Origin of the sequence: Nitrospira sp. (assembly GCA_024998565.1) — a bacterium.
Lineage (GTDB): Bacteria > Nitrospirota > Nitrospiria > Nitrospirales > Nitrospiraceae > Nitrospira_A.
This window is the reverse complement of record JACOEM010000007.1, coordinates 119,620-145,535: the sequence shown is the minus strand read 5'-3', so window position 1 is coordinate 145,535 and position 25,916 is coordinate 119,620. Positions and strand designations below refer to the sequence as shown.

At 60.3% G+C, this 25,916-nt stretch carries 19 protein-coding genes and 3 tRNA genes; 15 read left to right on the top strand and 7 right to left on the bottom strand.

Going from position 1 to position 25,916, the window contains the following annotated elements; genetic code table 11:
* Positions 1–28: 28 nt before the first annotated feature.
* Positions 29–499, bottom strand: coding sequence for a transcriptional repressor (locus H8K11_12870; GenBank protein MCS6264639.1), 471 nt, complete (start codon positions 497–499; stop codon positions 29–31).
* 240 nt (positions 500–739) lie between these two features.
* Here H8K11_12870 and H8K11_12865 point away from each other — a divergent pair, with 240 nt between their 5' ends.
* The 10 genes from H8K11_12865 to H8K11_12820 all read left to right on the top strand — a co-directional run bounded on the left by H8K11_12865 (position 740) and on the right by H8K11_12820 (position 12,350).
* The gene (locus tag H8K11_12865) at positions 740–1,258 is read left to right on the top strand and encodes an RNA polymerase sigma factor (GenBank protein ID MCS6264638.1); all 519 of its coding nucleotides are present in this window, start codon (positions 740–742) and stop codon (positions 1,256–1,258) included.
* 99 nt (positions 1,259–1,357) lie between these two features.
* On the top strand, positions 1,358–2,359 hold the full coding sequence (locus H8K11_12860) for a FecR family protein (protein ID MCS6264637.1): 1,002 nt from the start codon (positions 1,358–1,360) through the stop codon (positions 2,357–2,359).
* A gap of 105 nt (positions 2,360–2,464) precedes the next feature.
* Positions 2,465–5,026, top strand: coding sequence for a TonB-dependent receptor (locus tag H8K11_12855; GenBank protein ID MCS6264636.1), 2,562 nt, complete (start codon positions 2,465–2,467; stop codon positions 5,024–5,026).
* Positions 5,027–5,131: 105 nt separating this feature from the next.
* Positions 5,132–5,389, top strand: coding sequence for a hypothetical protein (locus tag H8K11_12850; protein ID MCS6264635.1), 258 nt, complete (start codon positions 5,132–5,134; stop codon positions 5,387–5,389).
* A 246-nt stretch (positions 5,390–5,635) separates the two neighbouring features.
* Complete coding sequence (exbB, locus tag H8K11_12845; GenBank protein ID MCS6264634.1) at positions 5,636–6,061, top strand: TonB-system energizer ExbB; 426 nt, start codon at positions 5,636–5,638, stop codon at positions 6,059–6,061.
* Positions 6,051–6,425, top strand: coding sequence for a biopolymer transporter ExbD (locus tag H8K11_12840; protein ID MCS6264633.1), 375 nt, complete (start codon positions 6,051–6,053; stop codon positions 6,423–6,425). The genes exbB and H8K11_12840 overlap by 11 nt, the downstream gene beginning before the upstream one ends.
* A complete protein-coding gene (locus H8K11_12835; protein ID MCS6264632.1) occupies positions 6,422–7,462 on the top strand; it encodes an energy transducer TonB in 1,041 nt (346 codons plus the stop codon). The genes H8K11_12840 and H8K11_12835 overlap by 4 nt, the downstream gene beginning before the upstream one ends.
* Positions 7,463–7,495: 33 nt before the next feature.
* Positions 7,496–7,951: a hypothetical protein gene (locus H8K11_12830; GenBank protein ID MCS6264631.1), complete on the top strand. Its 456-nt coding sequence runs from the start codon at positions 7,496–7,498 to the stop codon at positions 7,949–7,951.
* Positions 7,952–8,131: 180 nt separating this feature from the next.
* Positions 8,132–9,211 (top strand): efflux RND transporter periplasmic adaptor subunit, encoded by a 1,080-nt coding sequence (locus H8K11_12825; protein MCS6264630.1) that lies wholly within the window; start codon positions 8,132–8,134, stop codon positions 9,209–9,211.
* A 22-nt stretch (positions 9,212–9,233) separates the two neighbouring features.
* Positions 9,234–12,350 (top strand): efflux RND transporter permease subunit, encoded by a 3,117-nt coding sequence (locus H8K11_12820; GenBank protein ID MCS6264629.1) that lies wholly within the window; start codon positions 9,234–9,236, stop codon positions 12,348–12,350.
* A gap of 142 nt (positions 12,351–12,492) precedes the next feature.
* Here the strand turns inward: H8K11_12820 and H8K11_12815 are convergent, their stop codons facing one another.
* Positions 12,493–14,304, bottom strand: coding sequence for an AMP-binding protein (locus tag H8K11_12815; protein MCS6264628.1), 1,812 nt, complete (start codon positions 14,302–14,304; stop codon positions 12,493–12,495).
* Between the two features lie 290 nt (positions 14,305–14,594).
* Here H8K11_12815 and H8K11_12810 point away from each other — a divergent pair, with 290 nt between their 5' ends.
* From H8K11_12810 to H8K11_12795, 4 genes are all read left to right on the top strand, one after another.
* Positions 14,595–14,960, top strand: a complete 366-nt coding sequence (locus H8K11_12810) for a PilZ domain-containing protein (protein ID MCS6264627.1) — start codon at positions 14,595–14,597, stop codon at positions 14,958–14,960.
* A 592-nt stretch (positions 14,961–15,552) separates the two neighbouring features.
* A complete protein-coding gene (locus tag H8K11_12805; GenBank protein MCS6264626.1) occupies positions 15,553–15,753 on the top strand; it encodes a hypothetical protein in 201 nt (66 codons plus the stop codon).
* A gap of 525 nt (positions 15,754–16,278) precedes the next feature.
* Positions 16,279–16,369, top strand: a tRNA-Ser gene (locus H8K11_12800).
* Positions 16,370–16,441: 72 nt separating this feature from the next.
* Positions 16,442–16,517 (top strand) — tRNA-Phe (locus tag H8K11_12795).
* Positions 16,518–17,145: 628 nt separating this feature from the next.
* Here H8K11_12795 and H8K11_12790 read toward each other — a convergent pair.
* Both H8K11_12790 and H8K11_12785 read right to left on the bottom strand, forming a co-directional pair.
* A tRNA-Leu gene (locus H8K11_12790) sits at positions 17,146–17,232 on the bottom strand.
* A 154-nt stretch (positions 17,233–17,386) separates the two neighbouring features.
* Entirely contained in the window at positions 17,387–17,638 is a 252-nt protein-coding gene (locus H8K11_12785) for a YtxH domain-containing protein (GenBank protein MCS6264625.1), read from the bottom strand.
* A gap of 347 nt (positions 17,639–17,985) precedes the next feature.
* Here H8K11_12785 and H8K11_12780 point away from each other — a divergent pair, with 347 nt between their 5' ends.
* Positions 17,986–18,798 carry a prolipoprotein diacylglyceryl transferase gene (locus H8K11_12780; protein MCS6264624.1) on the top strand — a complete coding sequence of 271 codons (813 nt, stop codon included), beginning with the start codon at positions 17,986–17,988 and terminating at the stop codon, positions 18,796–18,798.
* A gap of 25 nt (positions 18,799–18,823) precedes the next feature.
* Here the strand turns inward: H8K11_12780 and H8K11_12775 are convergent, their stop codons facing one another.
* From H8K11_12775 to H8K11_12765, 3 genes are read right to left on the bottom strand one after another with little or no spacing between them, the layout of a single operon-like run.
* On the bottom strand, positions 18,824–19,228 hold the full coding sequence (locus tag H8K11_12775) for a tetratricopeptide repeat protein (protein ID MCS6264623.1): 405 nt from the start codon (positions 19,226–19,228) through the stop codon (positions 18,824–18,826).
* A gap of 17 nt (positions 19,229–19,245) precedes the next feature.
* A complete protein-coding gene (locus H8K11_12770; protein ID MCS6264622.1) occupies positions 19,246–22,632 on the bottom strand; it encodes a UvrD-helicase domain-containing protein in 3,387 nt (1,128 codons plus the stop codon).
* On the bottom strand, positions 22,625–25,855 hold the full coding sequence (locus H8K11_12765) for a PD-(D/E)XK nuclease family protein (GenBank protein ID MCS6264621.1): 3,231 nt from the start codon (positions 25,853–25,855) through the stop codon (positions 22,625–22,627). Before H8K11_12765 ends, H8K11_12770 begins: the two co-directional genes overlap by 8 nt.
* Positions 25,856–25,916 lie beyond the last annotated feature (61 nt).

Below are 25,916 nucleotides of genomic sequence, written 5' to 3'. Positions count from 1 at the left end.
GCCGGCGTGGAACGCCGGCAGACGACGCTCACGCCATGGCCGGTGATGCCGGTTGAGAGCGGCAACCGGCACAGAGCCCGTACAATTCGAGATTCCGGCCGGTGAGATGGAAACCGTTCGACGACGCGACCTGCTGCCGCAACCCTTCGATGGCCGGGTCTTCAAACTCGACGATATGACCGCAGCCTGTGCAGATCAGATGATCGTGGTCTCCTTTCGCTGAAATGTTGTCATACTGCGTTTCTTCGCCGAAGCGTCGCGTCTGCGCGAACCCGTTGTCACACAACACCCGCATCGTCCGGTAAATCGTATTCAGCGGGGCCCGACGCCCGTTTCGATTGAGGAATCCATACAAGCTGCGGATGGTGATGTGATCCTGTGTGAGAAAGGCCATCACAATCTGTTCCCGCTGTGGGCTCCATCTCAAACCGGAACGCCCCAGGCTCGACCGGACCCGCTCGAGCGCTTCTTGAGTCGCGAGTGCTCGCTTTCCGGACACAGTATCCGGAAGTGCCGATTTCCTGACTGCAGCAGTTGCACGATTCACCTGTCGCCCCCCTTCGCTCGTCCAGTCCTTGCTGAGTAAGACGTATGCGGGGGCTTCGACCACACCCCAATATTCGGCTCCATCCAAATGCACCTGGAAATCGAACATTCCCTTTTGCGTCTGCCCGCCACTACTATCCAACCGCCGCGAATCACGATCGCACAACCCTGTTCTGCGACGGAACCATACTGAATGGAAGCACGTACCCACCTGGAAATGTCGACGCTGATCCGAGATCACGGCCACGACCTGCAGCAATTCCTGACTCGCCGCCTGGGCTGCACGGAAACCGCCAAGGACCTGGTCCAGGATACGTTTGTTCGCCTGCTGCAGAACAGGTCAGGCGAGGTCCTCACCAATCCGCGCGCCTTTCTCTTTCGCATCGCCACGAATCTCGTCATCGACCACCATCGTCGGCAGCAATACCGCGAGACCGTGACGCTCGACAATCCTGAACGCCCGATCGACCAGGCAGATCCCGCGCCCTCGATTGAAACCGTCGTCTGGTCGAAACAGCAGGTCACACACTTGAAACTGGCTATCGATGAACTTCCCCCCAAATGCCGGCAGGTGTTTGTGCTCATCAAATTTCACCACTTGAGCCATGCCGACGTGGCCGTCAAGCTGGGCATTTCCCAAAGCACCGTCGTCAAGCACATGATCAAGGCGGTGGACTTTTGCAGAACCCGACTCCAGGATCTCACATCCTGAATGTGCCGACTGAATAGATGTTCTCCTCGCCTCGCTCGCCTACTGTTAATGGGAACCTGTCGAAGCGGAAGATGACAGGGTAACGACCGACGCGCTACCATGACCATCTCGATGAACACACCGGAACGCGACAGCCTCGCCTCGACTGCATCCGAGTGGCTGGTACGAATAGAGTCCGGCACGATCACGGCCGACGAGCGGCTGCGCTTGGCTGAATGGCTCTCGTCCGATCCTTCCCATCGGGAGGCCTATCGGGAGGCTAAACGCTTCTGGCACGAGCTGGACAATATAGATCCCGACGACATCCGCGAGTTCGATCGGTACCTTACAGAGAACACGATCACCGATCCGCGGGGAACATCCCGCTCTTGGCGGCGTGTTGCGGCGCTGGCGGCAAGCCTCGTGCTCGTCGCAGGCATCGGTCTCTGGATCACGACCGCCTGGTTGCCGCTCGGCGATTACCGCACGGCGGTGGGAGAAGAGCGAACGGTCACCCTGGCCGATGGATCGATCGTACAGCTGAATACGGATACGGCATTGTCCGTGTCGATGACGGAACAGGGACGGAGGCTGACGCTCCATCGGGGAGAAGCGTTCTTCACCGTCGCGCCGGATGCGACTCGCCCCTTTGAGGTCGAAGCCGGCAGGGGCACAATCCAGGCGTTGGGGACGGCATTCAACGTGAGAACAGGTCCCGATCGCACCATTGTCACGGTCACCGAACACAGCATCCGGGTCCGCTTGGGACAAGAGACATTCGCCGACGTGCACGCGGGAGAACACCTTCGGTATCGGCCTGATGGAGGGATCGACCGGGTTGAAGCCGCGGATTTGAACCGCGCGCTGGCCTGGCGCCACCATCGCCTGATCTTCGAGAACCAACCCTTACCCGAAGTCCTCGCTGAATTGGCACGATACCGTTCCGGCCGGGTCGTCATCTTCCGTGATGAGTCCCTGAAAACCCTGCCCGTCACCGGCTCGTTCGACACCGAGCGATTGGATCATCTCCTGCCCGCCATCGAAGAAAGCCTTCCCGTCCGGATCGTCTCGTTGGCCGATCGCGTCATCCTCCTGTATCGGGGCCTCCCCAGGAAATCCTGAAATTTTCTTCGCGCACTAGACCTTTCTTCCGTCCCGTCCGTCGTAGTGAGTGGGCCGTCAAGACGGCCGCATCACCCATCGCCCCACGACGGAAAGGACCAAGCAATGTTCCGAACCATCACGACGCTCCGCACTCGTCGGGAAGCCTCATCCAGACCGGGCTCCTGCACCACGATTCACATACTGCTCTGCAGCCTTCTCCTCATGCTTTCCAGTCAAGGCTCCTGGGCCCACGCGCAAGAGCCGTCTTCCACGGCCTCGCGATCCTTTGCAATTGCCCCTCAGCCCCTGTCTTCTGCCCTGCTTCAGTTTTCGGACGCAACAAACATCGAAGTGCTGTTCGATGCGACCATCGCCCGCGATCTCCAGACGCAAGGCGTTTCTGGAGACTACGCACCGGAGGAAGCCTTGCGGATGCTGTTGCACGACACGGGCCTCTCCTATCGCACCACGAGCGCCGGAAGCGTCACCCTCGAGCAGGCCGTCGGCTTTCCGGCTCTGTCGGCTCCGACGATTCAAAGTCCGTCGACAGACCCCATGCCTCAGGCTGTGCCGCGTCCCGCTGCTCAGAAATCGGTGAAGGTCCCCGAGATCGTCGTGAAGGATATCCGTGAACGAGACGACGATACCCAGTCGTATGTTGCGGAAGAAGCCACCACGGCCACCAGAACCGACACGCCGATTCGCGACGTGCCGCAATCGATTCAGGTCATCACGCGCAAGGTCATCGAAGAACAACGCACCTTCCGGCTCCAGAACACGCTGGAGAACGTGTCCGGCATCAACGCCACGGAGTCTGCGGCCTCCCTCTATGACTCGCTCATCATTCGGGGCTTCAGCGCGACGGATCGCAGTTACTTTCGCAACGGCTTGCTCGATCCCTTCGCCCAATTCACCGCCTCCGACACCTACAATATCCGACGGCTTGAAGTCCTGAAGGGTCCGGCGGCCGTCCTCTACGGGCAGGGAGATCCGGGCGGTGTGATCAACATCGTGACGAACAAACCCCTGCCGAATGCAGGCTATTCAGCCAATGTCACGTTAGGAAACTTCAACTTCTACCGATCCGAGCTTGATGCCACCGGCCCGCTCAATGCCGATAAGACCGTCTTGTATCGATTAAACGTAGCCGGGCAGAAAGCCGGCAGTTTTATCGACTATGCCAATCGCGATCTCGCAGCCATCGCGCCGAGCATCACCTGGCTGATGAGCTCACGGACCACGCTGACCGTCGAAGCCGATTATCTCAGACGGTGGAGCAATGACCCCTACGGCCTGCCGGCTCAAGGGACCATTCTCCCCAACCTCAACGGGCCCATTCCACGCAACCGTTCCGTGACCCTGGGAGACTTCAGTACGTTCAACCGTACGTCATATCGCTTCGGGTATGACCTCACCCATCAGTTCAACGACAAGTGGTCCATTCGCAATGCGTTCAGACATACCATCGTGGAGGACGACAAGAATAATTTATACGCAGGCGGATTCTTTCTGGAGCCGGACGAACGCACGTTCCAGAGATTTCAGGTCCTGCAACCGGCCGTAGCCCGCCGGCACGCCAATTCGATGGTGACCAACGTGGTGGGCCATATTCGCTTTCTGGAGATGGACCATACGTTGTTGACCGGTGTCGAATTGCGGCAGGAGAAGACCGATCAATTCATCTTCACGTCGGGTTCGGCCCCGTCACTGGATCTCTTCGCGCCGAACTACTCACTGAGCCCGCTGCCCTTCGACGGAGACCGGGTCAGTTTCCAGGCCGACAACAAGACCGCGGCGTTCTACGTGCAGGACCAGATCACTCTTCTGCCGAACCTGAAGTTCATGGGCGGCCTGCGTTTCGATTATGTGCATCAATCCACGCAATCGACCACGGCAAGTCATGCGTCGGATAACCATGCGGTCAGCCCGCGCTTGGGGTTGGTCTATCAACCGATCAAACCCATTTCGCTCTATACATCCTGGACCAAGGGGTTTCAGCCGAGTTCCCCTTCCTCCTTCAACCCCAACGGTAACCTGTTCAAGCCGGAACGGTCGACCCAATACGAGGTCGGTATGAAAACGCTTTTCTTCGACAATCGCGTGTCAGCCACCCTCGCCTGGTTTCACCTGACCCGTGAAAATCTACTCACGCCCAACCCTGATCCGGCGCTGGCGCTGCAAGGCTTCTCTGTCCAGACAGGTGAACAACGCAGTCAGGGCGTGGAATTGGACGTGACCGCCCAAATCACCCCGGGGTGGAACATCATCACCGGCTATGCCTATACCGACGCCGAGGTGACCAAGGATAACGATCTGTCACTGGTGGCGAAACGGCTCGCCAACGTGCCCTACAACAAGTTCACCCTCTGGTCGACGTACCATTTTCAGGAAGGCCCGCTGCAGGGCTTCGGATTCGGCGGAGGACTGTTCGCCTATAGCAGTCGCAATTCCACCATCTTCGAAGGGCAAGTGGACATGCCCGGCTACATCAGAGCCGATGCAGCCCTGTACTACAATCGGGATCTGCAGAAGGGCAATTGGCTGGGAGCGAAGGGCATGAATGTCGCGCTCAATATCCGGAACCTTCTGGATCAGCGATACGTCGCCACCTCCTACAACGGCTCATCGCAGTTCTTCTTCGGCGAGCCTCGGACGGTGCTGGCCACAGTTGGATTGCGATTCTAACGCACTTCCGCCGAGAAGAAGCCGGGCGAATAACCGATAGTGATCTGTCATTCGCCCGGCAATCCCTTGAGAGTCACCACCACTGAACCGCTCAAAAGGAATTCCATGCATTACCTCGCGCCTATTCTTCTCCTCTTCCTCTCCGGCTGCGTCGAAGGCCGGTGGGTTCATCCGGAGAATACCGCAGACCAAACCGCACAGGACTGGGAACACTGCAAGGCTGAGGTGCTCTCAGGGCAGGAACATAACAAAGAAACCCTGGCAGGCGGCATCAACCTGAGCGGCTGCATGCATGGTAAAGGGTACGCCTACGTCGAAGACCGCCGGCCGCAGGCCGTGGCCGACACCTCGACGCGACACTGAGAACAGACGTGAGGACGCGCAGAGTTACCACCCATCATCCTACCAGCCCCTTCAAAACATAAAGTATTGCTACAAGATATGACACCAACTGCCTGCACCATCAAGGCAAGGCACTATTCTATAAAAAACTTCGCCCATGGGTGCGGAATGGGCAGGCTCGTACGTCGTATGTATACGGGTCTGTGCGTCCATCATCCATGTGGCCTCACGACCATCACACGTCGCCGAACAGAAAGGGATGGTTCCGTGGAGAGTCTCAAAGGTTTTGTCGATTACGGCATTATCGGTCTGCTCTTAGTCCTGAGCATGTGGGCCATAGCGGTTGCCGTGGAACGGTGGGTCTTCTACCGTCGCATCGATCTCCGTCGATACCGCTCGGAGCAGGAATTCGAAGTAGCCCTCACGAAACGATTGGTCGTCATCGGCACCGTTGCGGCCAACGCCCCCTACATCGGTCTGCTCGGGACCGTGCTCGGGATCATGTTGACGTTCCATACCATGGGCACATCCGGTGCCATGGCCGTCCAGACCATCATGGTGGGACTGAGTCTCGCCCTCAAGGCCACGGCGGTCGGGCTACTCGTCGCGATTCCCTGCGTCGTTCTCAACAACGTGCTTCGTCGGCGCGTCACGGAACTCCTCACCCAGTTCAAGGTTCAACATGGGACGTGACATCGACCAGATCAATGTCATCCCTCTGGTGGACGTCATGTTGGTCTTACTGGTGATCGTCCTGACCACGGCGACTTTTATCACCACCGGCCAGGTACCGGTCCAACTGGCCAAGGCCAAGGAATCCGGAGACCGAAAGGACGTACCGCTCGTGATTACCCTGACGGCCGAAGGCTCGCTCTTCATGAACGACCAGCCGGTGCCGCCCGACGGACTACGGATCGTGCTCAATCCTCATCCACGCGAATCTTCCGTGCTGGTGCGCGCCGACCGGGTGACGGTGCTGGATCGATTTGTGGCTGTGGTCGATGAAATTCGCGGACTTGGATTTCAGCAGGTCAACTTGGAGGTGGTACGTTCATGAGCCTGACAGCCCACTGGGACTCGTCGCCGCGCCAACGTACTTCGCTGTGCTGGGCGTTCTCCATGACGACGCACGGCCTCTTCGTGGGCATGGCCATGATGCTCCTCACCGAACTGCCTCCGCCGCCTCCGCCCACCTTCAAGTGGGATGTCGCGGTCGTGCAGTCTCCGCCTCCTGCGGCCGAACCGGCTCCTCCCCCTCCCGTCGAATCGCAACCACCGCCCACACCGCAGCCGGTCACGCCGCCGACCCCCAAGCAGGTTCAACCGGTGAAGACCCAGCCCGTGGTCCGGCCCGTCCAGCCCACCCGTGAGGTGCAGCCGGTTCAACAGATCCAGCCGGTCCAGGAGAGCATGCCTGTGCAGACCGCTCAGGCCATTCAACAGGTCACCCAGCAGCAAGTGGAAACGGTCACACGGCCGATACAGGAGGCGGTCAGTCCTACGTCTGAAGTGGTGCAGACCGTCGTAGAAAGCACCGCGCTAGTCGAAGAATCGGCTCCGGTCGTACAGCAGTTCTCGGCGCCTCAAGCCGTGGCTTCAGCCGAACCGGTCAGCCGACAGGCAGAGCCCATCACTCAGGCGGCCGCCGTCGTGAGCGACACCCCGGCGATCGAGTCGGCACCCGCACCGGTGGAAGCTCGTCAACAGATTCAACAGGCCGTCGTCCAGCGCGAGATCCAATCGGTACAGCATCGGGTCGTGCAGCAGAGAGCGGTGCAAGGCCGTCCGGAGGCCCAAGCTGACTTCGGCTGGCTTGGCCAGGCGGTCTGGTCTTCGGTCGAGCAACGCAAGCGCTACCCGGCGGAGGCGAAACGGAACCATTGGGAAGGGCGCGTCATTTTGCGCCTGACGATCGAGCAGCGAGGAGCGGCGGTCCATTTGCTTGATCTGGTGCTGGAAGAAAGCTCCGGACACAGCATTCTGGATCGACACACATTGGACATGGTGCGCAATGCCTTTCCCCTACAGGTGAAACATCAATTGGCGCAATCGAAAGTGCATCTCAATCTGCCGTTTTCATATCGTATGGAATAATCACCATTCTTGACCGACCTATCGGAGGGACTCATGTTGTCACGCCGCCATCTCTTACAATCAGTCTTCGTTGTTACCGCCGCTGTCGCCGCCTCTCTCTGCTGGAACGCCGCGCCCGCTTCTGCGCAACAGAACGGCGATAAACCGTTTCACGCGCTGGTGACCGATGCGAAAGACATGCAAACCGACCTGAAGAATGTGCTTTTTTACTGGGAAGAAAAGGTCAGCGAAACCTCGTTCATCCCCCACGAATTGAAGCACCTGCCGGTGAAACGCGGCACCGCCACGGTGAACATCAAGTTCGACGGCGTCAAACAGGTCGAAGTCACTCCCGGAGCGGACAAGGGGCTGCCGACACTCCACATTACCTTGACCAACGGCAAGACGGGCGACTTTCCCCTGGCGATCGACGGCAGCTTCAAAGGCGACTCGGATTTCGGACAGGTTGAACTGCCGGTCCACGGTCTCAAGAAGCTCGAGTTTAAGTAAACAACACCGGGGCTCGTTCCCGATCGATAGTTCGTGAAACGTCGTTCCTCTCTCGTCCGCAGAAAACAGCCTATGCCATGAAGCGCCAAGTTTCTCGTTTGTGACGATTCTGGTTTGACGTTGTACGTTTGACGATTCTCTCGTTTCACGCTGTAGGAGCCAGGACCAGCCACACCGCTCATGACGCTCCGTCGTACCACCTACCTCGTCATCTTCGCGTTGCTCGCACTCTCCGCGATGCTCGCCGTGAAATGGACCGTGCTGACTCCGGTCCCTGCCTCAGAAGTGACCGAAAGCGTGCCGGCAGGGACGGCCGTCGTGCTCGCCCCGGTCACTGCCGAGGCGATCCGGCACACGATCAAAGCCGTCGGCACCTTGCGGGCCAATGAGAGCATCATGATCCGTCCGGAAATCGCGGGACGAATCCGCCAGGTCTGGTTTCAAGAAGGTCAGACGGTGGAGAAAGACCAACTGCTCATCGAAATGGACGATTCGGAACTCCAGGCGGAACTGGCTCAAGCCGCGGCGCAACTCAAAGTCAGCCGCCTCACCTACGAACGGCTCAAACGACTCGACCTCGACGGAAAGCGGTACGTGACGAAACAGCAACTCGATGAAGTGGCCGGCGCGCTGCAAGTCTCTCAAGCCAACCACGCGCTCTATGCGACCAGACTGGCCAAAACGAAAATTCGCGTTCCCTTCACCGGCGTGACAGGCATCCGGCGCGTCTCCCCCGGCGACTTCGTCGGTGCCGGCCGGGATCTCGTGAACCTGGAAGATCTCGACACCTTGAAGATCGATTTCAAGGTGCCGGAGACCATGCTGCGCCATCTGGCACCGGGTCAGTCCCTCGAACTGACCACGGACGCCTATCCGGGGGATACATTCCACGGCACGGTGTACGTGATCGATCCTCAGGTCGACCCGAGCACGAGGTCCGTGCAGGTGCGGGCGAGAATTCCGAATCCACAGCTGCGGCTCAGACCCGGCATGTTCGCGCAAGTCCTCCTCACGTTCGGACAGGAAGAGCGGGCACTGCTGATTCCGGAAGAGGCCGTCATGCCGAAACAGGACAAGGCCTACGTCTACCTCGCCCAGGACGGAACCGCCCAACAGCGAGAGGTCACGCTGGGCACCCGCACCAGGGGCTTCGTGCAAGTACTGGACGGACTCACGGAACAAGATACGGTGGTCCGGGTCGGCCACCACAAGCTGCAGAACGGCGATTCCATTCTGGCCCTGTCCTCGTCGCCTCACTAACGACAACCTATCGGACCTCCCCATGAGACTCTCCGCCCTCTCCATTGAGCGACCCGTCCTCGCCGCCGTCGCGACGCTCCTGCTGATGCTCTTCGGACTGCTCTCCTATTCCCGCTTGCCGGTCCGCGAGTATCCCGACACCACCTTCCCCATCGTGTCGGTCATGACCGTCTATCCGAGCGCCGACGCCCAATTGGTGGAAACGGATATCACCTCGGTGCTGGAGGATGCCCTCAGCGGCGTGGAAGGGCTCCGGACGTTACGCTCGACCAGTCGTGAGGGACTCTCCACGATCGGTCTCGAATTCTCCTTGACGCGCAACCTGGATGCGGCGGCCAACGACGTGCGCGATCGTGTGACGAGAGTGCAATACCTGCTTCCGCAGGGCATCGAAGCGCCCTTGGTGATGAAGGAAGACAGCGACTCCGACGGCATCATGTGGCTGGCGCTGATCAGCGACCGCCACACCGAACTGGAAATGACGGACTTTGCAGAACGGCAGCTGAAGGATCGACTCGCGCCCCTGCCCGGCGTCTCCAGCGTCATGCTGGACGGAGGACGCCGATATGCGATGCGTGTCTGGCTGGATCCCGACCGACTTGCCTCGCGGCTCCTCACCGTACAGGACGTCGAAGATGCGCTCCGGACTCAAAACGTCTCCATGCCCACCGGCCGGATCGAAAGCACCCAGCGGGAGTTCAGCGTGCGCATGGGCGGAGGGCTGGAGAAAGCGGCGCAGTTCAATCAACTGATTCTGGCCTATCGGGACGGCTATCCGGTCCGGCTGCAGGACGTGGGTGCCGCGGAGATCGGCCCGGAAGACGATCGGAAACTCGTGCGCGTGAACGGCAAACCCGCCATCGGCCTCGGCATCATGAAACAGTCGAAGGCGAATACGCTCGAAGCGGCACGCGCCGTCAAGCGCACCATCCCGGCCATGGAGGCGTTGCTGCCGGAAGGGATGCAGCTCGTCACGGCGTTCGACAGCTCGATCTACATCGAGCGGTCGCTGCATGAAGTGTACGAGGCCGTCGGCCTGTCCGTGCTGCTCGTCGTGCTGGTAGTGTTCCTGTTCTTGCGCAGCGCCCGCGCCACACTCATCCCCGCCGTCGCCATTCCAGGCTCCATCCTGGGCACTTTCGTGATCATGCAGATGACCGGCAGCTCGATCAATACGATCACCCTGTTGGGATTCGTGCTGGCCATCGGATTGGTGGTAGACGACGCCATCGTCGTGGTGGAAAACGTCTACCGCCGCATTGAACAGGGGTTGAGCCCGACGCAAGCCGCAATCGAAGGCAGCCGGGAAATCGGGTTTGCGGTCATCTCAACGACCCTCACGCTTGCGGCGGTCTTCTTTCCGATCATATTTCTTCCGGGTATCGTCGGTCGCCTGTTTGCCGAACTGGGCATCGCCGTCGCAGGCTCGGTGCTCCTCTCAGGGTTTATCGCGCTCACCCTCACTCCGGCCATGTGCGCGCGCTTGCTGGGCAAGACCGGGGGAACCGCGTCCCCGGCGCGAGGCTCCGCGCTGGACGCCTCCGCCTGGCTCCGCTGGCTCACCCATCGATATCGTCTCGCCCTGGAGATCGCGTTGGAAAGGCCCTCGACCATCTTCAGCGGGGCGGTCTTGTCACTGATCGTCAGCGCGGCCCTTATGTTGGGACTCCCGAGCGAACTGGCGCCCCTTGAAGATACCGGTTGGTTTGCCGTCCACGTCAGCGCGCCGGAGGGATCCACGCTCGACTACACAGACCGGTACGCCAGGGACACCGAGGGCACCGTCGCACGGATCCCCGAAATGGATTCCTACTATACGGTGGTCGCGCGAGGCTGGAGGCCGACCCTGGTGAACCGGGCCGTGACCTGGGTGACGCTCAAGGATTGGTCCGATCGCAACCGCGGCCAGCAGGAGATCGTCGATGACGTGCAACCTGCCCTCTCCGCCATCCCCGGTGCCACGGTCTTTGCTCTCAATCCGCCACCGTTTAATCAGGAAGACAGCAAAACGTCGGTGCAGTTGGTGGTTCGCGGCCCCTCCTACGAGGTGTTGGACAAGATCGTGACACAGATCCGGCATGACCTCACCGGAAACCAGGAGGTGGTCAATGTCGAGAGCGATTTGGATTTGAACAAACCGGAACTCCGGGTGGAGATCAACCGCGACAAGGCCGCGGACCTGGGCATTCCGATCGAGACGATCGGCAGGACGTTGGAAGTGTTCCTCGGCGGGAGAAAGGCCTCCATGTTCATGCGCGAAGGCAAAGAGTATCCCGTCATCATGCAAACGCGGCCCCATCAACGCGGCACCAGATCGGATATCGACGGGCTACACGTCCGTGGGACCCAGGGGGATTTGATTCCCCTGAGCAATGTCGTCACGTTGCGGGAAACCGTGGCCCCGAAACAGCTGAACCATTACGAGAAACTGAGGGCCGTCACGATCAGCGCGGGAGTGGGAGCCGATTCGACGCTCAGCCGGTCCGTCGAGTTATTGGAACAGACGATCCGCAAGCACCTGCTTCCCGGTGCAACCATCAGTTATGCGGGAGAAACGAAAGAGTTCAAGGAGTCGTCGGGCAATCTGCATCTCACGTTTCTCCTGGCCCTGCTTGTCGTCTACCTCATCCTGGCCGCGCAGTTCGAGAGCTTCCGCCATCCGATCACCGTCCTCGTTTCGGTTCCCCCGGCGCTGGCCGGCGCACTGCTGGCGCTGCTGCTGTTCCGCGGCACCTTGAACATCTATAGTGAGATCGGGTTGATGATTCTGATCGGCCTCGTCACCAAAAACGCCATCCTCATCGTCGAATTTGCCAACCAGCTGTGCCAGGAGGGAAAAACTCCGCGCGCTGCCATCGTCGAGGCCGCCGTGTTGCGCTTGCGACCCATCGTCATGACGACACTGTCCACCATTCTGGCCGCGCTGCCCTTGGCGATGGCGACGGGCGCCGGCGCGGCCGGACGCTGGCACATCGGCCTGGTCGTGATCAACGGGCTCGTCGTCTCAACGCTCCTCACCCTCTTCCTGGTGCCGGTGGTCTACCTTTTTTTCGCCAGGACCGCTCCGGTCCGACAGTCCGCGCCGGCACCTGAGCCATTTCCGGAAGTCCTGCCACGTCACTCTCCTTCACAAGGTTGAACGTCCGCGCGTGGCAGGTCCGGACGGATGTCTTCCGGATGAGATCACGAAGGACTGTAAACGCGGAGGACCACGGAGTCTTCTGCCTCAGTGGCCGCAAGAGAGGCGTGAAACCCGCATCGGGACCGAACCGTCTGGTTCGTTATGCCGTGGGCGCGCGAATGCCGGCGAGCTGGTCGCCGATCCGCTGGTGTGCGTGGATGCTGTAGACGGCGTCCACGTGATCTCCGACCACCGTATCCACCGACACGAGACCTGTTGTATGGGCCGACCAGTCGACCGGGCCCTTGCCGTGTCTCGCCAAGGTGCTCGTCGTCCACCAGACGTGGATCGGCGCCTGAATCGGATTGGATCGGGTCACGGTCAAGAATCGTGCAACCTCTCGCGCCAGGGCATAACCGAGCTTCAGGGATCCGATCGAGGCCTGGGCCTCCTCATCGGAAAGAAAGTTCCGTTCCCTCGCCCATTGAATGGCATACTCCAGGCGGTCGTCGTCCGGCAGCGACGCCAGATGCTGCTGGAGCGCCTCTCGTTCCTGCTGAGGGATCGACTCGAAATTGCCTCTCCGGTCCTGCCGTATGTAGGCCATTAACTCCTCGACAGGCGTTGCGTCACCGGCCGCAGAGACGGCCTGGTCCGGTTGCGTGTCCAACAGACCGAGAAACGCGACCGCGTTCCCGCCCTGCTCCAGCAGTCGTGCCACCGCCAAGGCAAGGACCCCGCCGTTCGACCAGCCCAGGAGATGATAAGGGCCCTGTCGTTGACGCTCACGAATCAGCCGGGCCTGTCGTTCGGCAAGTTGGTGAATGGAGACATCCTGCCAACGCATGGTGAAGAGATGGCTCAACGACAATCCGTAGACGGGACGTTCATCCTCCATCGAGAGTGCGAGCGGGCGATAGGCCTGAACATGCGTGCCGGTCGGGTCAAAACAAAACAGCGGCGGCGCGGCGCCTCCCTCGTGCAGCACGAGGATCTCCGGTGATATGTCACGACGCTCCCCTTCGAGGTGCTCAGCCAAAGTCGCCAGGGTGGGAAACTGAAACAACTCCATCAGGGCCAGCGGGCGATCGACCAGGTTCTGGATGCGGGCGATCAGCTGAACGGCGAGAAGGGAATGTCCGCCCAAATCGAAAAAATTGTCATGGAGGCCGATCCGGCCAACAGCCAGCACCTCGCTCCACATTACGGCCAGCCGGCGCTGCAACGGCGTTGCGGGAGCCACATACGATTGTCGGCTGACGGCCGACCAGTCGGGCGCAGGTAAGGCCACTCGATCCACCTTGCCACCCGGTGTCCGCGGCAGCTCGGTCAGCGGGAGAATCAGGGAAGGGATCATGTAATCCGGCAGGGTCGAAGCGAGCCAGCGGCGGAAGTCCGGTTCGTCGAACTGCGCGCCCTCTCGAACCACGACATAGGCCACAAGCCTGATCCGTCCCTCAGCATCCTCCCGTGGAACAACCAGACCGGTTCGCACGTCCGGATGACGGCGCAACCGCTCTTCGATCTCCCCCGGTTCGATACGGAACCCGCGCAATTTGACCTGATCGTCAAAACGGCCATGGAATTCGATGGTGCCGTCGCTTCTGACCAATGCTCGATCTCCCGTCCTGTACAGTCTTGCGCCGGGCCGTCCCCCGAAGGGGTCTGGAATGAACAGGCCGGCGGTCCGTTCCGGATCGTCGAGATAGCCGCGTGCCAGCGTCTCACCCCCGATATACACTTCGCCGGGCACGTCAAACGGCACCGGCTCGAGGTGCCGGTCGAGGACGTACATCGACCGGCCCGGCAACGGCCTCCCGATCGGAACCGTATGAAGGGCAAATTCTTCCACTGACAGCGGAGGCTCATACAGGCTCGCGGTAATGGTCGTTTCCGTCGGACCGTAGGCATTCAACCATCGTACGTTCCTGTCGACCTGTCGCCGCCATCTCTTCAGATCCGATGATGCCACCGGCTCGTTCCCCACGATCAATTCGTGCTAGACGCCAAAGATGTACAGCCTATAGACGATGACGGACAGATGGGGAAGGTCTGCGAACTATCCGGTTCAGGAGGTTGGGAAATCGGTCTGTAGCCGCCGGTTGAATCATCACGCGGCTGAGAGTGCAGTCGTCATGAGTTGCTCACAATTCACGACAGCCCCCCATTCGAGGGACACCTCTCGCGGAATGACATCGTTCGATCCCGGCATATACTTGGACCATAACGAGACATGAGGGGCTCACCTAACCAGGAGGCATTGTGAAACAGCGATACACCAAGCGCGAACCGGTCCAGAGCACTTGCATCCTCTCCTGTGAAGGTATGATGGGACAGGGACAGCTGGTGAATCTCTCCGTGCCGGGTTGCCTGCTGAAAACCAGCATGAAACTCAAGGTGGGGCAGTATGTGGACCTGCGCCTATCCTTCCCGACTAGTGCGACGGCCCTGCAGGTCAAATTGGCGGCTGTTCGATGGGTAAAGAACGGACAGGTCGGGCTCGAATTTATCCGGATGTCTGAGACCGACCAAACCCGGCTCCGCTTTCTCGCCGGCTATATCGAGAAACGGACGCCTCAACAGGCTTGGAGTGAGAGGGTTGTCTGCATGGGCACCACCGCGGGATAGCCGGTTGGAGCCCGATCAGCATCCGCCATGGGAATGGTCTCCCCCCTAAGCGTCCCGCATCAAGAGGCTCCTCTCCACGATGGGAATGCGCCCCGAAAGTGCATTCCCATCTCCCCCCATATCTCCACCTCCGAACAACTACGGACTTGCACGACCACCTGACGGCATGGTTGACTGAAAAAGGGTGAAGGTGTCTGCTTTGGTTGTGCCCACCCAGGGCGGCAAGAGGTCTCGACATCCTCCTGGCGGGATCTGCCTTCACCCCCGAATTTATCTTCCTATTCTCTTTGCCCTCCCGGCGCTCTCAGAACCATCCCTCATCTTCAGCTTCCTGGCCCTGGCAATATCTCTCAAATAACATCATCTATATCGCATATGTATTTGATATTTAAATATTACTAGATACAGGCACAAAGGCAATATTTCCGCTTCACCGCACCCCCCTCCTTAGATCACAACCCCTCCCCTCCTCCACGGTATTCTCAGCATCCCGCTTGCTGGGTATTGTTGAGCATGCACGAGTCATTACAAACCCTGCCCCAATCCCCCGGCAGGCTCCCCCAAATGACTCTCCCCTTTCACCGGAGGCACCATGCATAAACAAGTCGGAAGAATCGGATCCGTGCGCCGAGAACTTCATGGTAAGGCCTGCCCGTTCTGTGGAGGGCACAAGTATCAATTGGTGCTCCGTTCTCAGACCTCACCCGGTACCGATGGCCTCTTCGCCCGCTGCAGCCAATGCCAACGAGCCAAGGAACTCGACGAAGATCTGGGCCGTATTCTGTGGATGTAGTGATGTTCGTCCACCCGGTGTCACGACCCACACACACTGCACCACGAGGATTCATGGCCAGTTCGAAAAAGGTGATAAGCAAATCATCCCAACAGAAAGCGCATGCGCTGCGAATGCTTCTGACCAGCGGGGTGATCCGATCCGCCGAGATCGATCCCCCTGGCATGGGAACTTCACACGCACAGATGAGTCCGTCTCGGACCTTGTCTCCGGGGAGATCAGTGTACGGAAAGCTCGTTCACACCACAGACCACAAACGACACATGGGCCTGCTCGCCCAGTGGCAGAGCACTTTTCTCGATATCCTGAAGGAATTCGGAAAAAGATAGTTGAAGATCACGGCACGTCCCCACGTCCACCTCACTCCGCTAAAAAGCCGGCCGCTCCGGCGTCAAAATCATTCGCGAGAATCACTTGAGTGCGCTCCATGCTCTGGGGTATGATCCCACCTCTTCTTCGAGAGGGTTCGTATTCGAAGGATCTAGGCGCGGGAACTCAATACAAATTCTGCGGGTAGCGACTTGCGGAGAGGTGGCCGAGTGGCCGAAGGCACCGGTTTGCTAAACCGGCACAGGTCAAAAGCCTGTCGCGGGTTCAAATCCCGCCCTCTCCGCCACGTCGAACATCAAGAGTTGATTTTTCTTCGGTGATCCTGTAGACAGAAACCCCTCCAGCATCCTGCCGAAATGCCGAGGTAGCTCAGTTGGTAGAGCACAGCCCTGAAAAGGCTGGTGTCGACAGTTCGATTCTGTCCCTCGGCACCATAAAATCGATACTCTAGAAACTCACGGTATGAACGACTGCGCGCGGCCCTCAACTGCTCGCGCACTTCCCGGTTTCCCTCCCGACTTCAAATGGTTTCCGCAGCAAGACAGTGACAAGTCTTCATGTGGGCCACTCGATCGAGATTCTCTGCTCCTAACACCCCCCGCCATTCCCTGTGGACGCGAAACGTTTCAAGTACGGCACGGTCAATTCCCATTCAATCATAGAGACCGCACCAACAGCACTTAGATTTGACAATGGCACGATCGAGTGCGCGACCCGGCAGACACACACCTTAGCCTCAATCAGTGATCACAATTTGCTAGCGCAACAGGCGACGCGAGACACTGACCTCACGAAGACCCGTCGGTCGCTTCTGGTCTAACGGATGGGACACGGTTGAGGGGACCTTACAATTTCTCCGAGGCTGTTCTCGGAAACCGGAAAGAGCGGGCGCCCACCATTTCCCGGCAGAAATGAACCAGGCACACGAGAGAGAGCATGTATCGGCGTCCTGCGATTGGTCTGAAAGTGGATCCGACGGGAGGAGTTTTCACACTCGCAGGGTTGGAAAGAACTTGGAGGAACGTAAATGGGGCCGGTCGTGGAAGAAAAGCGTTGGCGTTTTGGTGCGGGAGGCGGGACTTGAACCCGCACACTTTTTACAGTACAGGATTTTAAGTCCTGGGCGTCTGCCGATTCCGCCACTCCCGCAGTAAAAACTGCCGGGGCGAAATCTAACATCGGGCTCCCGGGGGGTCAAGCTTCCAGGACGAACATCTGCTCATGCCACAACGGCCTGTCCCTCGCGAGACAGGCCGCTGCAGTAGGCGCCTTCTATCGGAACCGGACCGGCAAGCCACCAGGCTTAGGCGGCCTCTTTGTGATCGTCTCTTTTCACCAATGCCTTGCTGCGTTCCACCATGGTGGAAACACCGCTCTTCACAGAACGGCTGAAACGGGTAGCCTGAACCTGCGCCCGCTTGGCATACCGCGCAACATCCCGCCTCGTTTCCGCCCCGGTCTTCGGAGCCAGAAGTAATCCCAGCGCCGCCCCCACAACTGCGCCCCCTCCGATGATGGCTGCAATCTTCGCTGCTTCACGCCCCTTGGTAGACATCGTGACATCCTCCCTTTAGTACCACAAGGTTTACTGTCCACTGACTTCCGGCGAGAGCTATCGATGAGTACAGCATCAACCGTGCCACCGCCGCGCGATGCGGATTCGTTGGGATTTCTGCGTTACGGCGACACCGGGTTAACGACTTCTCATAAAGGGTGCTGTTTTGTGAACAACGGAAGGAGACAACCGTTTCAGAAAAGCGACAGGTGTGCGTAGGGAAAACATCTGAACCGGCGGCAGGCCTTAGCCGGCGCGGCTTCGCGCCTTGCCTTGCATTGCAGAACAGGCTCACATAAGATCGCGAAACTATGTGGAGTCCTACTATGCTGTCCTGGTTGCACGCCATCCCCTATCCCGATATCGACCCGGTCTTCTTGCGCGTAGGGCCGCTTCAGTTCCGGTGGTACGGCCTGATGTATCTCATCGGCCTCACGCTGGCGTACTTCATCATCGCGGCCCGAGCCAGGGCGCAGAAGCTGCCGCTGAACAACGATCAGGTCTACGACATGATCGTCTACGCAGCAGTCGGCGTGTTTGCCGGCGGCCGGTTGGGGTATGTCCTGTTTTATAACCTGTCTTACTACCTGGAGAATCCGCTCAAGATTTTTGCCGTCTGGGAAGGCGGCATGTCGTTTCATGGCGGGCTGATCGGCACCATTGTGGCGTTGATACTGTTTGCCAGGCGGCAAGGTATGACGGTTCTGACCATTGCCGACCTCGCCGCCGGTGTGACCCCGGTGGGTCTCGGACTGGGGCGAATTGGTAACTTTATTAACGGCGAACTCTACGGCCGCCCCACAGATGCGGACTGGTGCATGGTGTTCCCGGCCGGCGGTATGGCCTGCCGCCACCCGTCACAGCTCTATGAAGCGTTCCTGGAAGGGCTCCTGCTCTTTACCGTACTCTGGCTGATCACCCGCCGCCTGCCGCCATCGGGCACCGTCTTCGGCGCCTTCCTAATGGGCTATGGGATCTGCCGGATTGTCGTGGAGTTCTTTCGCGAGCCGGATGCGCAGATCGGATTCATCGTCGGGACGATTTCGATGGGACAGATGCTCAGCATTCCCATGATCGTGGCGGGAGCGGTGATCCTGGCGATCGCGGCCCAACGGAAACGTCCGCTTCAGCCGGACTCAGGTACAGCCGCCCCGCTCTGACGCATGGGCGGCCGGTACGGCACTGCTACTTGGGATTGGCATCCATCCAGGATTTTCTGTCCAATCCGAGCTCGCGGTCGTATTTCCGAAGCGGCGGGGCATCCCAAATCACCTTGTTCCCTGGAGCCAGGTTCGCCGCGGCGACATAGTGTTTCCTGGCTTCCGCTTTCTCGCCCAATCGCTCCAGCGTCAACGCAAGATTGTAGTGAGCTTCTGCCAGCGTCTGGTCGGCCTGGATCGTCGCCAGATACACCTGTTGAGCACCGGCCCAGTCCTGTTGTGCAAACAACTGATTGCCCTGCTCCAATTGCTGACTCACCACCGCGCTGGTCCCCGCCGCCGCATGCAGCGGCCGCACCTCCACCTTGTGTTGACTCGCACAGCCGACGATCGCCGTCATGACCAACACCGCCCATCGAAACGCCCTCATGCCACCCTCCTTTGCACTCAGACCGTGACCGTCACTCCATGTCGCAGGAAAATAAACTCAAAACCCGCCACCGGTTCGCCCAGCGACTGTTCGACCGCCACCCGATACAACCGCGCCTGTTCCCGATAGAGCTCAGCCCTTGCCGCCACCTGATCCGGCGGGATCATATCCGTCTTATAATCGGCAATCCAGAGCGCGCCGTCGATCCGGTAGAGCAGATCGATGACCCCTTCCATGATCTGGCGACCGTCGTTCCAGGGCACGAGAAACGGCACCTCACGCCCGATCACCGTCGCCCGCCGCAGTCGATCGTAGGCCGCAGATTGGGCGAAGGTTCGCAACAGGTCCCGTACCTCCTCGATCACAGCCTCCTGCATCCCCGTATCCGGTTCATCAAGCGCCAGCGAAGTGTGGTCGATCAACGCTACCTGTGACGCCACATCAGCGGTGAAATCCCAGTATTGTAGAAGCCGGTGGGCGATGGTCCCCACGGTCTTCCCCGGCGTCACCCGTCTCACCTGCCCTGGTTCCCTCTCGGATGCCGGTGCCGGTTTCTGAATGAAGTCCGACGGAGAGACCAGCAAGGGTTCCGATCGCTGCGCCTGCCAGTTCCGGTCGCGCTGCATCCAACGTTCGGAGAACGCCCGGTCCATTACCGCGCCTTCTAATGCGACGGGACGTTCGCGCTGCCTGGCGGGCGGACGATCATCGCCCTGCAGAACGATCTGACGCAATCCGACAGCACCGACCGGAATGTCCTGCTGTTCGGCCAGGCCGAGTTCCGCTCCGGCCGCTTCCTCCAACAATTCCAACAACGCCCCCCGCACCCGCCGCCGCGGCAGGGCTCCGGACAACACCAGACACTCCCGTGCGCGCGTCATCCCGACATAGAACAGCCGACGCCGTTCCGCTTGTTCACGCGTGCGCGCCTTCTCGGCCACCAGCACCGCACCCAGGCTACAGCGATCGCCCAAGTCGAGCCCCTGCACGCCCGTCGACCAGTCATGCCAAATGAGCGGTCGCGCAGAACCTCGCCCCGCGCCGTCGCCATGGTGTAACCCGGCCAGAATCACCAGCGGGAACTCCAGGCCCTTGGCTTTATGGATCGTGAGCACGCGCACCGCCTCCAGCGTGTCCTCGGAGAGCGCACTCTCCGCTTCTTCCGGTTGCTCCCTGAGCCGCTCCAGCATGAGTGAGACAAAGCCGTTCAACGTGAGATTCGGACGATCGGCCAGCTCGGCCGCCATCTGGCGAACCTTGAAGAGATTGGCCACGGCCTGTTCTCCGTGCAGGGATGCCGCTGCGAGTTCGAGGACAGGGAGCTGCGCAAAAATGAGGTCCAGCACCTCAGGCAACGGAGAGCAGCACGCCTGCTCATGCAGCCGTGCCAACGCGCCATACAACCGGCGAAGCGGCTCGGCATGCGGACTGCTCCAGTCTGTCAGGCGAGCGACTTCGCGGTAATCCAGCGCCTGCCGTTCCTGCAGGCCGACCAGCGCGTCATCAGGCAGCCCGCCCACTGCCGACCGGAGCAACCCCACCAGGGCAATGCGGTCGTGAGGATTGTCGACGCACCGGAGCATGTTGACCAGGTCGATCACCTCCTGCCGGCGGTAAAAATGTTTCTCTCCATCGATGATGTAGGCAATGCCATGCCGCCGGAGGGCTTCCAGATAGTGCTCAGCCTGGGTCAATTTTCGAAAGAGGAGCGCGATATGCCCGGGGCGAAGCCCGCTTTCCGGTCCCCTCGCTTCGCCCCCTTGCCCGGCCGGCCGCAACAAACCCGACACCATCAGTGCAATCTGTTCCGCCTCCACACGCGTGGCCGCTGCCGAATCCAAGTCGCCGTCGCCTTCCGATGCGACCAACCGGAGCTCCACCCCGGGATTACGGAACTGACTCGATCGATTGGGCTGCACCGTCAGCGGAACGTTCGGCGGCTGAATGGCAGGTTGCGCCACCAGAAGCCGGTTGAATACGCCGTTGACTAGATCGAGCACCTGCGCATGGCTGCGAAAGTTCGTGGCCAGTTCGCAGCGCAACGCCCCGCTGCCTTCCAGCCGATCGACGACGTGATCGAACGCTTCGATATCGGCCCGACGGAAGGCATAAATCGATTGCTTCGGGTCACCGACGATGAACAGTTTTCCCGATTCGAGTTCCGTCTCCCGCCATGAACCGGCTTGTGTGCCGGGGCGCTCCGCCAGATAGAGCACAATCTCGTACTGCACGGGGTCCGTATCCTGAAATTCATCGACCAACAGCGCGCGATAGTCCCGTTTCAACTGCTCACGTATGGGCGGATGATCGCGAAGCAGGGTCCGGGCCTTACCGACCAAGCCGTCGAAGGTAAGCCAGCCGGAATCCAGGAACGACTTCCGCACTGACTGCACGAAAGGCGAGAGCAGGGCCAGCAGATGCTGCAGGAGTTCATGATCGACCCTGAGCAACCGTTTGGCGATCCGCTGCAATGACTCCACCGCCTCATAGTCGTCTTCCTCCCAACCGGTCGGGGCGGCGCCGAGATCTTTGGCCAACAATTCCTGCGACTCGCGTGGGAAAGACCGCAGCGCGCCCAACCCCTCGGCAAGCAGGAGGGCGAACAGTTCCGCGACCGCGGCGAGCATCAGTTCGATTTTGCGTCGCTTCGGGCGGTCATATCGTGCGAGCAGACGTTCCGCCTGCGCCTTACGGAGGGAGAACCAGTCACGCAATCCCGGATTCAGGCCGGTCTCGCCCACCTGTTGCATCAGCCCATTCAAATCAATCAAGTCACTGTGGAGGCTGTAGGCCAACTCGCGTAGTTCGTCCAGGCTGAACGTATCCAGGAGTATCCGCCAGCGACCGTGATCACTCCCCGCCGCCCCCAGCTCACCATCCAGCCACAACTCCCACTCATTGGTAAAATGTTCCTCAAACCGTGAACCGTCTTCGTCCGTTTGAAACGTCGGTGTGACTCCGGCTTCAATCGGGTACAGGCGCAAGAGATGCGCGGCAAAACTATGCAGCGTTCCGATCTGCGCTTTCTCGACGTCACGGAGTGCGGCATCGGCCCGGGCCACGATCTCATCGGTCGTCCAGCCATACCGCATGCGCAGGTCGGCGATCGAAACCGTGCCACTACCGGCCGCAGGATTGTCGCGACCTTCCACGTTCACCAACGAGCGAAGGCGCTCCCGTAAACGGAGTTTCATCTCAGTGGCGGCTTTGTTGGTGAAGGTCAGGGCCACGATGCGCGACAGATCCAACGGATCGGTCCGGCGCATGAGTAGGTACAATAACCGGTTCACCAGCAGTGTGGTTTTCCCGGTTCCCGCCCCGGCGATCACGACGACATTCCGATCGAACGTCGTGGCGGCTGCTTCCCTGGCCGCCTGATCCGGAATTTGCGTCGGTTCAGTCACGCGGCACCTTCTGCGATCGCACGTCCCGTAACGTCCTGGCCTGCGAGGACCGATAGGCCCGCCACCAGCTCGGTTGATGGGCGCGGCGGCAGGCGGTTGAGAAGTCACAATGGGTGCAGTGGGCGTCCGGGACGATGAAATATTGTGCGGCGCGTATGCCATCGAGCAGCACCTGCATCGTCCTGCTCAACATCGGACCGGAGGGTCCCTGCCAGGCCGAAGCGGCGAAGGACACACGCTCAACCGCAGGAGCGGCATGCGGGAGCAAATAGAGAAACTCGACCTGTTCCGGCTGAGGCCCCTGCCGGCCGCCGGACGACCCGACAGCGGTCATTAAGGCATAGAGCGCAGGCTGCAGCCGTTGAGCACGCAGGGCCGCTTGCAGGAGATTGCGATCCTTGGCCTCCACGCGGTCGTTCGCTCGATACTTATAATCGATGACCCTCACCGCGCCGGACCCCGGATGCCGATCCACCCGATCCCATCGTCCACGTAGCGGAATGTCCTGCCCGCCTGAACCATCCGGCAAAATCCCGGTGGCATCCAATTCGAATTCGGCGGGATGGAACCCCGAGGCCAACGCCGCTTCACGATCAAGCACGATCGTCGCTTCGATCAACCGCCGGACCGATTCCTGTGCCAACTCCCAGATCAAGGCATACCCGGTGCCATGCGTGGTGGCATAGGCTTCAAAGGCCTGCAGGACTGCCCGATTCACCTCCGCAGTGATGACGGAGGCAGACAACGTCGTCGCCGGCCAGCCCTGTTGGATCAGCGCCAGATAACAGCGTCGCAACGCGTCATGACAGAGTTGGCCCATCGCCGGAGGCGTGAGTTCCATGGAGGGGACGGGGCGCACCGATTCAAGCTTGAGCACCTGTCCGGAAAAATATTGAAAGGGACAACGGGCATAGGTTTCCAATGCCGTCGGCGAAAACCCTCGTTCGGTGACCGTCTTCCAATGGGCGCCTGCATGTTCAAGCATCCCGTCGTACGCGCTCAGCGCCGGATGACCGCTTTCAATCACTCCTTGCGCCCCCAGTCCATGGGAAAATAACAACCCGTCACGTCCGACCGCCTCCAACAGGGCTGTCACGTCGCGCCCCTGCAGTACCATGCTCACGGCCAGTTCCTCTCTCGTCTGCAGGTGGGGCGTGAAGAGCGGAAGATCGACACGATCCGGCCACCGACGTGGAAGGGCGAACAGAGACTCAGGATCCGAGGGGTGTGGCACCACCCCGACCGCATCCAGATAACCGGAGGGCGCCAAGGGGCGACCGGCGGCATCCGCCCGTTGATAGGAGAGATACAGGCGTTCCCCGGCCGACGCTCGCAACAGCTCGAACAGCAGCGCCTCCTCCCCATAGCCCTGCAGCTTCTGGTCGATCTTGTAGCCCAGGGTTTCGCTCAACACCAGTCGGTGCCGGTCACGAAGAAATCCATCTTCATGGATATACCGGGGAAACAGTTTTTCGTTCATTCCGATCAGAAAGAGGGCACGAAATCCCACGCCGCGGGCCGCCATCGCATCCAACACCTGCACGCCGTGGTGTGAGGACGGCGCCAAGGCGCGGGTCGCGCGCGTCAACATCTCCGCAAACGTATCCGTCCATTCGTCCCAAGTAACGTGGACGTCGAGGCGATCGAGGGCCCGCAGCTCGGCGAAGACACGGGAGAGCGCCTCATGCACATCCGGGGCATCGTCCCATTGCGCCGTCGCGTCAATGGCTGTGGAGGCTCCCAGGGAAACGGTCAGATGGGTCTCAGCGAGGGAGCAGAAGGCATCGGTCAGAGCGCTGTATCCGCCCTGCTCAGGAAGGCGCTTCACATCCTCGATCAACGGTGAAAGGCAGTCCCACAACAGACGCAGCTGCACGCCATCGATTGAGAACGACTCGAGCGCTTCCGTCACGGGGCCGTCGGCATCGGACGACCAGGATTCCAGACGGCCCAATTGCGCGAGCCGTCGCCACTCCTCCTCGCCACGGGTAATCCCAAGCGCCAGCACCGCCGATCGCCAAAGGTCCGGACGCGGTTCAACCCCGCCACGGTCGGCCGTCAGGCGGCGATTCCATGGGGAGGTTATCACCTCCAACATGGCCGGCCGATGCAGCCCGCTCCCCTTGAGCCGGGCCAGGTGAAGCAGCGTCTTCACGGCCGGCTCCTGTAACAGCGGCACCGTCGCACTGGAAAGAAACGGAATGCGATGCTGGTCGAAGATTCGTCTCAGAGACACCTGGTACGGCACGAGGGTGCGACCCACCACACCGATCTCGTCGAACGTAAAGCCGTTAGTTTCCACCAGCGACAGGATCTGTTTGCAGACCAGCGTCAGCTCATCGTCGATCCCGGCGGCATTGCGCACCTCAACCGATACATTTAGTTCCTGAGAATTCTGCGCACCATCACCGGAGGCAGCCTCAGCTGGTTCCTCGGCCCCTCCGGCGATCGGGTAGAGGTGCCGCTCCAAAAACTGTCGCGCAAAACCGTAGGCCGGTCGTTCGCTGAGCGGGAAATACACCGTGACCGGCAGGGAGAGGCTGAGCGATTCCAGGAGAGTCAGCTGGGTTTGCGTCAGGTCGTACGACCCGTAGTACCAGAGACCGCTGAGACCACGGAGAAAGGGAGAGGCCGGTACAAAATCGGTGACGAGCGCGGCCAAGTCATCCGGAGATCCCACACCCAACGCGGCACTGCCGTCCCGCAGCGCCGCATATAGGGTAAACAATCCCTTCAGCTTGTCACCGTCCTCAGGCGGGAACTGACGTTCCTCCACCGCGCGTAACGCCAGGGCGGAATCCACCGTGGCATCCTTGAGGTCTCGCACGCTGGCCCACAAAGCCGGCCAGGCGCCGCACGGCAGCTGGGACAAACGAAGCGCCCCGGTCTGAGGCACGTTGCGCTCCCCGAGGTGTTGAAGCAGGCGCTCGAAAAACGTGTCGGTGACGAGTTCAATCTGCCGCACCGCACCAGACGCTCCGGCTGTCGTGAGGCGCTCGCGCTGCAACTGTAGCGCGAGCTGGTGAAACGAGAGAATGTGGACGTTCAGTAATGCCAGCCCCCGCTTGACGACCAGCAGCCGCTTGAGCGAGCGACGCAACTGATCCGAAGGCACCACCAGCGCGACTGCGGCTTGGGGTTTGCCGGACTTGAGAACACGCAGATCGTGAACGAGTTGCGATTCGAGTGTGGGATGAAACGGGCCGGTGACGAGGCGGAGCATGGAGACCGTGGGCCGTTAATCGTAGAGCGCGGAGCGGAAGGCCGCAGAGAGTATCTCGGCG